Annotated in this window: 11 protein-coding genes; 6 read left to right on the top strand and 5 right to left on the bottom strand. The window is 41.4% G+C overall.

Features of this window, described 5'->3' with window-relative positions; genetic code table 11:
* Nucleotide 1 precedes the first annotated feature (1 nt).
* From RRG12_RS20990 to RRG12_RS20980, 3 genes are all read left to right on the top strand, one after another.
* The gene (locus tag RRG12_RS20990; protein ID WP_420760596.1) at nt 2-589 is read left to right on the top strand and encodes a TetR family transcriptional regulator C-terminal domain-containing protein; all 588 of its coding nucleotides are present in this window, start codon (nt 2-4) and stop codon (nt 587-589) included.
* A 4-nt stretch (nt 590-593) separates the two neighbouring features.
* A complete protein-coding gene (locus RRG12_RS20985; RefSeq protein ID WP_420760595.1) occupies nt 594-983 on the top strand; it encodes a tautomerase family protein in 390 nt (129 codons plus the stop codon).
* Between the two features lie 111 nt (nt 984-1,094).
* Nucleotides 1,095-1,538, top strand: a complete 444-nt coding sequence (locus RRG12_RS20980; protein WP_069070159.1) for an acyl-CoA thioesterase — start codon at nt 1,095-1,097, stop codon at nt 1,536-1,538.
* Nucleotides 1,539-1,960: 422 nt separating this feature from the next.
* Here the strand turns inward: RRG12_RS20980 and RRG12_RS20975 are convergent, their stop codons facing one another.
* Together RRG12_RS20975 and RRG12_RS20970 are read right to left on the bottom strand one after the other, a co-directional pair.
* The gene (locus tag RRG12_RS20975; protein WP_420760594.1) at nt 1,961-2,707 is read right to left on the bottom strand and encodes a DsbA family protein; all 747 of its coding nucleotides are present in this window, start codon (nt 2,705-2,707) and stop codon (nt 1,961-1,963) included.
* A 47-nt stretch (nt 2,708-2,754) separates the two neighbouring features.
* A complete protein-coding gene (locus RRG12_RS20970; RefSeq protein WP_420760618.1) occupies nt 2,755-3,636 on the bottom strand; it encodes a 4-hydroxybenzoate solanesyltransferase in 882 nt (293 codons plus the stop codon).
* Between the two features lie 409 nt (nt 3,637-4,045).
* On the opposite strand from RRG12_RS20970, the gene RRG12_RS20965 reads away from it, so the two are divergent.
* From RRG12_RS20965 to RRG12_RS20955, 3 genes are all read left to right on the top strand, one after another.
* Nucleotides 4,046-5,698: a Ppx/GppA phosphatase family protein gene (locus RRG12_RS20965; RefSeq protein ID WP_420760593.1), complete on the top strand. Its 1,653-nt coding sequence runs from the start codon at nt 4,046-4,048 to the stop codon at nt 5,696-5,698.
* Nucleotides 5,699-7,220: 1,522 nt separating this feature from the next.
* Nucleotides 7,221-8,282 (top strand): DMT family transporter, encoded by a 1,062-nt coding sequence (locus RRG12_RS20960; protein WP_069071231.1) that lies wholly within the window; start codon nt 7,221-7,223, stop codon nt 8,280-8,282.
* A 213-nt stretch (nt 8,283-8,495) separates the two neighbouring features.
* Nucleotides 8,496-9,653 carry a peptidoglycan-binding protein gene (locus RRG12_RS20955; RefSeq protein WP_420760592.1) on the top strand — a complete coding sequence of 386 codons (1,158 nt, stop codon included), beginning with the start codon at nt 8,496-8,498 and terminating at the stop codon, nt 9,651-9,653.
* A gap of 115 nt (nt 9,654-9,768) precedes the next feature.
* Here RRG12_RS20955 and RRG12_RS20950 read toward each other — a convergent pair whose 3' ends face one another.
* The 3 genes from RRG12_RS20950 to RRG12_RS20940 all read right to left on the bottom strand — a co-directional run bounded on the left by RRG12_RS20950 (nt 9,769) and on the right by RRG12_RS20940 (nt 13,949).
* The gene (locus tag RRG12_RS20950) at nt 9,769-10,224 is read right to left on the bottom strand and encodes a DUF2141 domain-containing protein (RefSeq protein WP_069071203.1); all 456 of its coding nucleotides are present in this window, start codon (nt 10,222-10,224) and stop codon (nt 9,769-9,771) included.
* 281 nt (nt 10,225-10,505) lie between these two features.
* The gene (locus tag RRG12_RS20945; protein ID WP_420760617.1) at nt 10,506-12,062 is read right to left on the bottom strand and encodes an ammonium transporter; all 1,557 of its coding nucleotides are present in this window, start codon (nt 12,060-12,062) and stop codon (nt 10,506-10,508) included.
* Between the two features lie 393 nt (nt 12,063-12,455).
* Nucleotides 12,456-13,949, bottom strand: coding sequence for an ammonium transporter (locus RRG12_RS20940; RefSeq protein ID WP_420760591.1), 1,494 nt, complete (start codon nt 13,947-13,949; stop codon nt 12,456-12,458).
* Nucleotides 13,950-14,258 lie beyond the last annotated feature (309 nt).

Raw genomic sequence — 14,258 nt, 5'->3', positions numbered from 1 at the left:
AATGTCCAAAGGCGAAGAAACAAAAAGCAGGATTCTCCACCAAGCAGCTGAATTGTTTAACCAACAGGGTTATGCAGGCTCATCGATGTCAGACATCATGCGTGTTACTGGATTGCAAAAAGGAGGAATTTACAATCACTTCCAAAGCAAAGATGATCTGGCACTACAGGCTTTTGATTTTGCGATCGCTCGCATCAAACAGCATACTAGATTTGCATTACGAAGCAAACGCCACGCAGTAGAACGCCTGCAAGCAATCATTAGCATATTTAGTAGCTTCGCAGAAAATCCACCTATCAAGGGAGGGTGTCCACTACTGAATACTGCTGTGGAGAGTGATGATGCTCATCCGGCGCTGCGAGAACGTGCTCAACAAGCAATGAACTCTTGGCTGCATCTGATTCGTCGAATTATTGAAACGGGAATTGAAAAGGGTGAAATTTGCCCAGAAGTGAGTGCTGATGAAATCGCTACTATCATAATTGCAACATTAGAGGGAGCCATAATGATGAGCAAGCTTTATGGAGATTCTATTCATATGCACAGGGTAATTAATCACCTAAATCAGTACTTGGAAACTCACCTTTAAATTTATGGTACAAATCAAGGTATATGGTTTAGCAGATAAATTAAATCTTGTTAAAAGTGAACTATCAAATATAATCCATACCTCTGTCATTGAAGTTTTACAGCTTACCCCTGAAAAAAGATTTCACCGTTTTTTCCCACTGGATAAATCAGATTTTTACTATCCATCTGATAGATCAGATAATTATCTGATTATCGAAATTAGCATGTTTGAGGGGCGCTCAGTGGAAACAAAAAAACAGTTAATTCACCTGCTGATTAAAAATATTAATGAAAACTTGAATATTCCTGTGTACGATATTGAAATCACAATTTTTGAAACGCCAAAATATAACTGGGGAATTAGAGGTTTAACTGGTGATGAGTTAATTTTAAACTACAAAGTAGAAGTTTGAAACTATGATGCTCAATGGTTTCTTAGACAATTAATATTTACCAATGCTTAAAAGATAAAATTATTTTAAGCTTTTACAGACCGAGTGGACTTAAAAATTCTGGGAGAAAGAATGCTAGTAAATAAAAACTTACACAGACCATTAGAAGTAGTATTAGCAATTCCTGTAAAAACATACGACATTGACTTTATGGGAATAGTCAGCAATATTGTGTATATCAGATGGCTAGAGGATTTACGTTTAAAGTTTTTAGATGAACATTGGCGACTCAATCAACAAATTGAGCAAGGATATACACCGATTCTAGCTGGAACTGAAATTGAATATAAACGCCCGATAAAGATTATTGATCAAGTGATTGGGCGTTTATGGCTGAGTAATTTAGGACGCTTGAAGTGGACTGTACAAGCTGAAATTTTATCTAACAATGAGTTAGCAGCAGTGGCTAGTCAGAAGGGTGGTTTTGTCAGTTTGCAAAATAATCGTCTTGTTCCTATTCCAGAGGAATTACAGAATAAATATTTACAGTATCAACAAGGGATTCAGAAACTTTAACAATTAGAAGCGTTACTACTAACACACCAACTGAGATTTTTTCATAAATCAAATTCTTGTGCGTCAGATAGCGCTACGGAAGTGGGGTTAGTTGCACTTTATTAACATGGTAAACAGAAAGGAAAAGAGTTGGGTGAGCGTCTTACGAAAGTTGCCGAAAGCTATCTTTAAGAACATGAGGAGTAAGGAAAATTTCTCTTCGTTACTCCTCATAAGCTACTCCTTACACTTGCCTCAAGTACAACAGTTTACTGATGCACTAAACCTCTAACTAAAGATGCACATTATTGTTAAATAAAGAGGTATTTATCTAAACAGTTCTTATGGAGATACAATAGTCACACAGTATAAAAATATCAAGCTTATTGCTGGATACTAGCGATCATCAAAGCAACGTAAATCCATTTGTTAGATACATCATCTTACTTGGCATCAGCCAATATATTTTTGATGTCTGCTAGCTGCACTACTCCTGAAAAACTTGGACTATTAATTACAAAGAAAGGTGTGCCAGAAACAGCCAATTTTTCAGCTAGCTGGATATCTTGATTAATTGCGGGTGTGGCAAGAGTCAAGTCACGTTTAAATTTACCAAAATCCAAATTCAGGTTTTTAGCAATATCTAAATATAACGCTTCACCCAGTTGTTTTTGATTAGTAAATAGAGCATCATAATATTCCCAAAACTTACCCTGCTGATGTGCAGCCCAAGCCGCTGTCGCAGCTGGCAATGCTTCAGTATGAATTGAAGTCAGCGGTAAATTCTTGTAAACTAATCTTAAGTTATCTGGATACTTTGCTAACAAATTTTTCAAGGTTTTATGCGCCTCTGCACAATAGGGACATTGAAAATCTGAAAATTCTATCAGCACAGTTTTTGATTGAGTTGAACCTTTAGTGGGAGACTCACCAATGACGATTTGAGGATTCGTTTTGAAATCCTGTACAAATGCTTGCCGTAATTGTTTGATTTTCTGTTGTTGTTGCTGCTGATAGGCTTGAACAGATTCAATCATCACCTCTGGGTGTTCTCGGATAATTTGTAATACTTGCTGTTCCAACTTTGGATCAATGGTGCTGGTAGCTTGTGCAGGAAATGACCAAGTGATAAGCAAACAGAATAAACCTATTGCTGCCCAAGTACGTAGATATTGAACTAATCTACCCATACAAAAACTCATAAATACTTCTTTAAGGGGATTCTATACATTACTTGTTAAAAAAATCCAGCAATCATCCCAGCAAGTAAAATAAAACCAATCCACACATTTTGCCGGAACATCTCACCATAAACACGGTTAGGTAAATCTTGCTTTGTTAATCGTAGAGACTGCCAAACCCATCCGATAGTAGCAACTGCAAGGCTAATCCAGAAGGCTAAGTGCAGATTTATGATTATGCCTAACCAAGCCAATAACAAGATTGTGCCAGCAAAGAAAATTCCAATAGCGACAGGGGCATAATTTCCAAAAAATAGAGCGCTAGAATTAACACCAATGCGGCGATCGTCTTCCTTGTCGCTCATGGCGTAAACTGTATCAAATCCCAATGTCCACAGTACAGTCGCGCCCCAAAGTAACCAAGTTGGTTGGGAGATGGTTTGTGTGACTGCACTCCAGCTAATCAACACACCAAAACCCCAAGCAATGGAAAGTACCAGTTGCGGTACGGGAAACACCCGCTTTGCGCCTGGATAAAGCAGAATTACTGGCACTGCTGCCACACATAACCAGAAACTCAGGGGATTAAGATAAAAAGCCAAGACTGCTGCACATGTTAGCGAGACGATCGCAACTACAATCCCAACTTTCACAGACAAGGCGCGAGAAGCGAGGGGGCGATCGCGTGTTCTCTCCACTTCTGGATCAATATCCCGATCCCACAAATCATTGACTACGCAACCAGCCGCACTCGTGGCCAGAGTACCCAATATAATCACACCAACCAGAGGCAAAGGCGGTTTCCCCGAAGCTGCCAAAAATACAGCCCAAAGGGCAGGAATCATTAAAATTAACCGTCCTTCTGGTTTATGCCATCGCAAAAGCCGGATAATTGTAAGCCAAACTGGTTCCTGGGGGCGTTCTGGTGTCGTTAGCATAGAATTGGATACTGGGGATTGGGTACTGGGTACTGGGTACTGGGCATTGGGCATTGGGCATTAGTTATTTCTCACCTTGCTCCTATTTCCCATTCTCCATGCCCCATTCCCCATGCCCTATTCTTTAATTCACACATCTTTACATCTATAGAATAACGTTATTTGTTATTTGTAAAAACATAACCTCAAGTGGCAACTTTAAATATCTTTAAATAGTCACTAGGTTAGAAGCAGTAGGGTGAATATACTTAGCTCAATTACCCTCAGCCAAAAATGAAGATTGCTGAGTATTGTTAGTTTACTCAAAACTCAGTACTCAGTTTGAGCTAGTGTGTTGCAATAAATATCAGTGCCAGCTACCCCGACATACCACCGTTTGCCATCATTTCTTATAAAGAGAGAAAACTAGATGCTGAATTTAGTTTCGGCTAGCTGGGAGAGTGCTACAACTCAACCACCTAAGCAAGACCGGATTATTGCTGCCATTGACCTGGGAACAAATTCTTTACACATGGTAGTAGTGAAGATTGACCCCACACTACCAGCTTTCAGCATTATTGCCAGAGAAAAAGAAACTGTGAGACTTGGCGATCGCGATCTGACGACAGGGGAACTCAAACCGGAGATCATTAAAAAGGCGATCGCTGCTTTAGGACGTTTCCAAGAAGTTGCCAAAACTATCAACGTTGAAACAATCATCGCTGTGGCAACTAGTGCTGTGCGGGAAGCCCCCAATGGTAAGGATTTTTTGCACAAAATAGAAACGGAGTTGGGTTTAAGCGTTGACTTGATTTCTGGTCAAGAAGAAGCGCGGCGAATCTATCTTGGCGTGTTGTCGGGGATGGAATTTCACAACCAGCCCCACATGATTGTTGATATTGGCGGTGGTTCCACAGAGTTAGTTTTGGGCGATAGTCACCAAGCACGCACTCTCACCAGTACCAAAGTCGGTGCAGTGCGACTCACTAGCGAGTTAATCACTACCGATCCCATCAGCAACACTGAGTTTCAATATTTACAAGCATACGCACGCGGGATGTTAGAACGTTCTGTGGATGAGTTACTAACAAACCTAGAGTTTGGGGAATCTCCGCGTTTGGTAGGTACATCTGGCACAATTGAAACCCTGGCGATGATTCATGCGCGAGAAAAGTCAGGTGTCATTCCTTCCACACTCAACGGCTATCAGTTTAGTCTTAAAGACTTGCGAGAGTTGGTAAATCGCTTGCGGAAACTCAGTAATTCAGAAAAGGCTACCATTCCTGGGATGCCCGATAAACGATCTGAAGTTATACTTGCTGGCGCAGTAATATTACAGGAAGCGATGACCCTTTTGGGTAGTGAATCGGTCACAGTTTGTGAACGTTCTCTGAGGGAAGGCGTAATCGTAGACTGGATGCTAACCCACGGTTTAATTGAAGATAAGCTGCGCTATCAAAGTTCAGTTCGGGAACGGAATGTTCTCAAACTCGCTAATAAATACCATGTCAACTTAGAATATAGCGATCGCGTTGCAAAATTTGCCGAGAGTTTATTTGACCAAACTCAAGGTATTCTGCACCACTGGGGATCTGATGAACGACAACTGTTGTGGGCGGCTGCAATATTACACAATTGCGGTCATTATGTCAGCCATTCGTCTCACCACAAGCACTCATACTATCTAATTCGCAATGGTGAATTGCTTGGTTATACAGAAACCGAGATTGAAATCATTGCCAATTTAGCGCGTTATCATCGCAAATCGCCGCCTAAGAAAAAACATGAAAATTACCAGAGTTTGCTGACTAAACACCAGCGACAAATGATTAGTCAATTGAGTGCAATTCTCAGATTGGCGGTGGCATTAGATAGACGACAAATTGGTGCGATCGCTCAAGCCCAATGTGAGTATTATTCACAGTTTCGGCAGGTAAATTTGCTAATTTTCCCTTCTCAAACTGATGATGACTGTGCTTTAGAACTCTGGAGCTTAGATTATAAAAAAGGAGTATTTGAGGAAGAATTTGGAGTGAAATTAGTAGCGAGTTTAGAAAAGTCTAGCGTTACTAGCTTGTCTTAGAAACTAGGGTGCGTTAACGGAGTGTAACGCACCTGTACATAGTTTGTATGGAGTTTATCGCTTGAGTGAGATACAAGAACCCCAACCGAATAGCACTAAGAAAAGGTAAAATCGTTGAGGCAGCAGGGGGTGCTCTTGAGCTTCAGATCATTGGTGTCAACTTAAGCTAGAAATAGCTTCGCTGCGGGCTTCATAACCCGCCAGAGAATGAATTCTCTGGCTCATAGCTAAAGTCTACTGAAGTAGACTGAATATTTTTGGGGATATCTAGTCATCTGAAGATGACTTTCGCTATGATTCTTGGAACTGAAGTTCCTTGCGGGACTGACCTCACTTCCATTCCTATCTCCTAAAAAGTTAGGCTCAATATAAAAGCTTGGGGTAAAAATTAGATATATTTATCTAGTTACTTTTTAATTAGCAAAAAAGCGTCTATTATATCATAAGATGATTTATCTTAATATGCTTTTGAAATTTAATTAAACCTTCTATCTAATTTTGACATCCTACTTAAGTACCAATTTATAAACTGCCCTAAGAAGCATTTAAAAATAAAAATTACTAATTAGAATAGAATTAACAATCTATTTATATAGGTTATGTTGCTATTGGATATCTAAGCCGGGAAAACTTAGATATCCTTATATAAAATTTCAATAAAGCAGACTCAATTGGTCAGTTCTCTGCACTAGAGAAAACTCAGGTTTCAATGTATATATCGTACTACATTATTGTGATAATGTATCAGCTTTGGGAGTTATGCTCAATATCAAAGCTTAAGGTAAGTAAGTCGCCGAGAAAAATACAATGTATATGAAGAAATAATAAAGAAAGTAAGGTATGTTATGCCCTAGGTTAACGCACCTTGGATTGTTGACGGTGCATTGCACTGTGTGACACACACCCTACATTTAAATTCATCAACGTAGCTAGAAATAGCAGCAACGACTGACTTAAATAAATATGATGAATTTATCTGTCAAAGTTTGCAAACTCGGTTAAAAACAGCCAAGATTGTAACTTTAAAAATTGAAGTACCCAAAACCGAGTATCTTTGGATGAAATTTGCGGTTATGTTCTACTACTTCCTCTAGGCTAGGTTGTAGCTTGCTTCCCCGCAGAGTTACCTACGGTGTACACACAAGTCCTAAAAATCTGGCTTATTTCTCGTTCCTAGTCTCCGACTGGGAATGCATTCATTGAGTCTCTGACTCAATGTCTGACTAGAGTCAGAGCCTCTAATAGCCCATTCCCATGCTCTGCATGGGAACGAGATAGGGAGATAAATGAGAGAACAAAGGGAAATCGAGCTTTTTTAGACCTGTGTATACACCGTAGCCGCAGAGTTACGGAGCGAAACTTAACAAATCGCTGAAAATTTTGGGTTTCCTTCCTCAACCCAACCTGCACTTGAGTATTAATTCCTTCTCTCTCAGACGCTACACGAACACAAAACTACATAATTCGGTAAAATTGGGTAAAGCAATTTTTGCGCTTGTTAAACAAAGGCATCAGCAAACCCATGCAACTGAAACTCAGTGCATCTCGACTTCCCTTCGCCCCCCTCTTGTTAATTGCCCCCTTTTTCCTATGGGGGACGGCAATGGTAGCCATGAAAGGAGTGATACCCCACACCACACCGCTATTCATGGCGGGAGTACGTTTGATACCAGCAGGGATGTTAATTCTGATTGCAGCAGCATTTATGGGTAAACCTCAGCCTAGGGGTTGGGCTGCATGGCTGTGGATTGCCTTATTTGCCCTTGTAGATGGGACGCTATTTCAAGGCTTTTTGGCAGAGGGATTAGTCAGAACCACTGCGGGGTTAGGGTCTGTGATGATTGACTCGCAACCCTTGGCTGTTGCCTTACTATCGTTGTGGCTATTCCAAGAACACATTGGTTTTTGGGGATGGCTAGGATTAGGCTTAGGAGTCACGGGCATTAGTTTAATTGGCTTACCTGATGAGTTGATTTTACATTTTCTCGACTCAGGGGTGAATGTCACAATTGGCAACTGGCAAGATTTGTTTGCTAGTGGCGAGTGGTTGATGCTGTTAGCTGCGCTATCAATGGCAGTGGGAACAGTGTTGATTCGGTTTGTGTGCCGATATGCTGACCCAGTAAGTGCTACAGGATGGCACATGATTTTGGGTGGATTGCCACTATGGGGAGTTTCATCAGTTGTCGAATCCCAGCAGTGGGAGAATCTCGGAGGATATGATTTATTGGCTTTGGGTTATGCTACCGTATTTGGCAGTGCGATCGCTTATGGGTTATTTTTCTACTTTGCTTCTAGTGGCAGTCTCACCAGTCTTAGTTCCCTGACATTCCTCACGCCCGTTTTTGCCCTACTATTTGGCAATCTCTTCCTCTCAGAAGTCCTCAGTCCGTTGCAGTGGATAGGAGTATTTCTCACTTTAATTAGCATCTATCTCATTAATCAACGTGATACTTTAGGAGCGCAGAACGACACGGTTACTGTCGGCGAAATAGCAAATATACAGCAACCAGTTTTAGAAGCATCTACTAAAAAATTAAATCCCATAACCCTAACAGTCAGAGAATCTGAATCAGAAATTTGACCCTAACTCGTTCAAAAGGAGTGGGGAGTGCTGAGTGGGAAATCTCACTTCTTGACTCGGAAATGGCTCAATGCCCCGCTACCACTAACTGAACTGTTTTGCCCAATGACAAATGACAAATGACAAATAAAAAATGACAATTAACATTTGGTCATCTAGAAGCTATTGTGGTATCGAAGACTTCAAAAGCACGTTTAGGCTGAAACTTGCAATATGAGGCTATGCCGTTCCTCAATTCTTATATTTACCTGTTTTTCTTGTGTGGGTTTTTATCCAATTCGCCCAAGCACAGCTACACCTAACCTAGCACCTAAAATTTTAGAACTTGCACAAGCTAGTTCGAGAGTTACTGCTAGTCCAAATGTTTTGAGATATGGTAGTCGAAAATCAGATGTGCAGATATTACAAACCCAATTAAAGCAGTTGGGATACTACAGTGGCGCTGTAGATGGACAGTACAACGCCGGTACGGAAACCGCTGTAGCTAAATTCCAGAAAGCAAAGGGTTTACAAGTAGATGGTCTTGCTGGTCTGACGACCAGAGAGAGACTGCAAGCAGATTTGGTAGCTAAAAATCAGATTGTCACTTCTCCAATAATCACCTCTCCAATTGTCGCCCCTTCTGCTCCAACCTCCCCAGTAACTACAACACCCAAAGAAACTGAGAGAGGTATTGTCTGGTGGTTAATATTTGCCATTGGAGTCCTGGGATGTATGGGGGCACTTTTTTACCTGCTAAGGTGGTTTCGTCAGGTTAAACAAGTTCAAAAGTCCGAAATATTAGATGATAAAAGTCTGACTGAAGTGAATATAGAACCGATTAAACTACACTTACCAGAGATAGCAAATAATCCACAAACAGCTACACCACCACTGTCTACAAAATTGCTACTACCAGAAAAAACTTCCCGGCTTGCTAAACTCAATATCGTTGATGAGTTAATTCAAGACTTACGCAGTTCTGACCCAACGAAGCGGCGCAAGGCTATTTGGGATTTGGGTCAGCAGGGAGATTCGCGGGCAATTCAGCCGATGGTTGACCTGATGATTGATGCTGATTCTCAAGAAAGCAGTTTAATTTTGGCAGCTTTGTCAGAAATTGGCATCCGCACACTCAAACCGATGAACCGTGGTTTAGCAATTTCACTGCAAGATGAAAGTCCACAAGTGCGGCAAAATGCGATTCGTGACCTGACGCGTGTTTATGACATGATGGGTCAAATGAGTCAGATGTTGCGCCATGCCCTGGAAGACCCAGATGCCGAAGTGCAAGCAACAGCACGATATGCTTTAACTCAGATGAATCGAATGCGTGGCTTATCAGAACAACAAAGTTTAACGGAAGATTCACACAACGATTCACAACAATAGAGCAAGAGCTATTGAATTTTAGATTTTAGATTTTAGATTTTAGATTTTTCTTTCAATCCAAAATCCAAAATCTCGGTTGTGCTGGAAGTGCAACAAGTTGAAATCTGCTGTCAGCCTAAAAATATTTCAACTGGATTTGGATATTGGTATCCGGGCCTGCCACTAAAAATGCTGCTTCGCTAAATTTGGGCGCTCTTGCCAGAATTTCTGGGTTGCTGGAAAATCCAAAGCCTTCGCTTGGTATACCAAGAAGATTGCTATTGAGAGTGCGGTCATTATTTTGATCGTGGAAGACAGCAACGGCGTACCTACCTGCTTTCAAGTTATCAAAGGTAAGGGGGAAGGGAGTGTCAGTAATTTTGGTACACTGCTTTTGTAAGACGCGATCGCGATCGCCAGGAAATCCTTCACTGCTAGCAAATATACTGGCACAGATTTGTCCTTCTTTATTCTTAAAGCCATCAATTTCCACGGTAAGTTTGCCGTTAAAATTTGCCTTGGCGTCAAATGACCATACCAGATTTCCCAGAACTGCCAATAGCAGCACAGTAACTCTCAATCCTCTCACCATAAAATTTCTACAATGTAAAATAAGTTTTCACGTTGATTCAGATCACGCAGACTCATCGTGAGATTACATTATTCGGTCAATAATCGCAAGCATCCTGCTATATTTTTTCTATAGATGGCTGCCTCCTGCCCTCTGCCTCCAACATCCTCGATAAAAAATTAGAAAAGTAGGGGGTATAAAACCCCCTACTTTTTCCCGCTTGGATAGAGAATTTTGCGGAATCAGTTCAATCTACTAATAGTGTGTTGGTAGCTCACATGGGAAACCAAAAAATATTTACCCTACAATCTCCCAATTGAGCCTTGTCCTTCAGAAAATCCAGTTGGATCACCTTCTTTGAGAAATCCACTGTAGGCTTCCATACCGTGTTCACCGATATCCAAACCTTCTAATTCCTCTTCTTTAGATACTCTGATACCTAAAGTAGCTTTCAGTGCCAGCCAAAAAATACTACTGAGTAAAACAGTGAAGCCACCTACTGAGACAACGCCTAGCAACTGAACACCTAACTGTCCCAAGCCACCACCTGCAAATAAACCTTTTTCTGGGCCAAGTGCATACCAGGAATAAACACCAGGGCCGACAGACCATAGACCTACTGCTAGGGTTCCCCAAATACCACAAACTAGGTGAACTGAGGTAGCTCCTACTGGGTCATCAATGCCAAGTTTGTCAAAGAATGTTACAGAGAAAACTACCAATACTCCAGCAATGAAGCCAATTAATAAAGAGCTAGGGATATTTACGTAAGCACAAGCCGCTGTAATACCAACTAAGCCAGCCAAAATACCATTGATAATCATTGACAGGTCTGGTTTACCTAAGTACAACCAAGCTGTAATAGTAGCGGCAATTCCACCGGCAGCAGCAGCCATGTTAGTGGTTAGAGCAATGTGACTGATCGCACCAGGATCGGCAGCCATTACAGAACCGGGGTTGAAGCCAAACCAGCCCAACCACAGGATCAAACAGCCCAAGGTAGCAATACTCATGTTGTGACCGGGCAGTGCTACAACTTGCTTGTCTTGATATTTACCAAGACGGGGCCCAAGAAATGCTGCTCCCATCAAAGCTGCCCAGCCACCTACGGAGTGAACCACTGTAGAACCGGCAAAATCCCAAAAGCCTCTGTCTGCTAGCCAACCACCACCCCAAATCCAATGTCCGGTAATGGGATAGGCAATACCTACAAGTAAGAGGCTGAAAATTAGGAAGTCAGCAAACTTAATCCGTTCGGCTACTGCACCAGAAACGATTGTTGCTGCTGTTCCAGCAAATACTAGCTGGAATAAAAACTTGGCTGCTAAAGGTACACCAGCCCAATTAATAGCACCGAAGACACCTTTATAAGCGTCTCCTGTGGCGGGACTGTTATCTGTTCCTCCTAAGAAAAACCCATTCAATCCAATGAAGTCGTTACCATCACCGAACATTAAGGCAAAACCGATGGCCCAAAAGGCAACGGTGGACAGAGCAAATACAATCAAGTTTTTGGAAAGAACGTTGACAGCATTTTTCTGACGACAGAAGCCCGTCTCTAACATACAAAAACCAGCGTTCATGAAGAACACTAAAAAGGCTGCGATCGCAACCCACAGGGTATCAAGAGCAACTTTAAGTTCTGCTGTCGTCGGCCCTGCGGCTGGAGTCTGAGCGACTGCGGCATAACCCCAACCCAACACAATCAAACAAGCTATAGGTAAACAAGCTTGCCAACTGGGAGAAAGCCGCTTCATTACTCGATCAAATAGCTTGACTTTAGAGTTGGGTTGTGAGTTGATAGCGTGATTTCTCGCAGACGAATACCTATTTTTTGTTTTCGATTTTTGTTTGTACATGAATTTGAGCATCATCCTCTAAACCATCCTTAAAAAAGGGAAAAGACAGGTTAAACAGAAAAAAACTAGCGTCCGAAGTTAGATCCAGTGGTTTTTGATATTTTTCCTTTAGACCACTTGTTTAAAAAACAGAAACTCAAATAACCTTAATAGGAGTTTAAGAAACTATTGGCACATCTGTAAATATTTTTTGTAGTTCTTCGTAAGAAATTTATGATGTAGTTTCTGAAATAGTCAAGTCTTCTTCACTTAATCTTTAATCTTTTGAAGAAGGGTTTTTGGCGAGTAAATTGCCCAAAATTGTCTTGATAATCTCAATGAAAAATACAGTAGGAAGTGACAACAAATTTGTGCAATATGAATTATGACTACTGTAAAATGGCTGTTTTTCAGCTAAAAGCGTGATTGTTCGCTCTCTTCGGTGTCGAAACCGCTGACTCCAGGAGTCTGAGTGCGATTTTTGTCTTCTTCTTCAATAAATTCCTTGATCGCATAAACATCAGGCCATACTGACGCGCCATGTTCATAGAAATCAATCCCAATGCGATCGCCTTCAGGATGGACACGTAGGCGTCCCAGTGCTTTTAGACCACCGAACATCAAAAAGCTAAAGCCAACAGTAAAAACTGCGATCGCTACTAGGCCCAAAAGTTGTATACCTAATAAATCAAAGCCACCACCTAAAAATAACCCTGCTTTTTTGTTGAGGGTGAGTTCTCCTTGACCTAAAAAGCCAACGGATAGAGTACCCATCATGCCATTAATCCCATGTACAGCAAATGCCCCCACCGGATCATCAATGTGAAGTGACTCAATCAAATCCACTCCCAAAGTAACCAAAATACCACCCGTTAAACCAATCAAAACCGCAGCCCAAGGTAAAACATAGGCGCAAGAAGCTGTAATTGCCACTAATCCTGCTAGGGAACCATTGAGAGAATAAACCAAATCCCAGTTACCTGTGCGGGTATATTGAAAAATTAGCGCTGATAATGCTCCGGCTCCAGCGGACAGTGTGGTGTTAACTGTGACCAAACCAATCAATCCTGGATTCCCAGTGCTGAGGGTTGAACCAGGGTTAAACCCATACCAGCCAAACCATAGAATCATTGTTCCGAGAGTTGCTAGACCTAAATTGTGTGCTGGTGGTAATCTTCCCCAACCAGGACGATCAGGACGGGAACCAAGCAAATAAGCACCTACTAGTGCTGTCCAGCCACCAACGGTGTGAACAACAGAACTACCAGCAAAGTCGTGATAGCTCAATTTGGCTAACCAACCGCCAGAGTTCCAAACCCAGTGAACAATGATTGGGTAGCTAATCGCTCCCATAATGCCGCTGTAAATTAAGTCGCCAATAAAGTCGGTTCTTCCAGCCATTGAACCAGTGGTGATTGTACTGGCGGTAGCAGCAAAGGCAAACTGGAAGAAGAACAAGGTATAAGTATTGATGGCGGCTGTAGAACCTGGCGCACCTAATATATAGCTACCATCAGCACCAGGTAGCTGACTGAGGAAAAAGTTATCTATGCCAACTAACCCGCCAGCACTTGTACCAAAGGCAATCCCAAAGCCGATTCCCCACCACACTAAAATAGTTACAGCGGCATCAATGAAGTTTTCTAGTAAAACATTAACTACACCTCTTTGCCGGATCAAACCTGCTTCTAACATAGCAAAGCCGGTTTGCATGAAAAATACTAAAAATCCAGTGATTAGTACCCAGATAGTATCAATAGAAATTTGCAGTTTCGTTGTAGTTTCAGATAAAGACTGAACACTGGGAGGATCTACCGCCTGTACAATTGTGGGGGCAAAAACTGCGAACACCATTGAAGCGATCGCTAGCGCCAGTAGGCGATGCCAGGGTCGAATATGCTTATTCATTGCTACTTTTTCCTGCTGGAAAAGCGGTAATTGATGTTGGTAATAGACTTAGCAAAATCAATTAACTTAATTAGGTTGACTAAGTAAGATTTTAGAAACCACTTTGGTCAATCATTATCTCATTATCTGTGTCAGTTATTTTTGTGGGAACCAACTTTTTCTAATATCAAAAACTCTGATCAAAAAAACATAAACATTCCTTCACAGAAATTATGAGACTACTTCTTGTTTCACTTTGGTAAATTTATGCCTAAACGGATAAATTTGATTGATTGTCTATTTACTTACACCAAAAAACTGTATCGTAGA

This window comes from Nostoc sp. CALU 546 (genome assembly GCF_048836525.1).
This window is presented reverse-complemented; position numbering and strand designations above follow the sequence as displayed.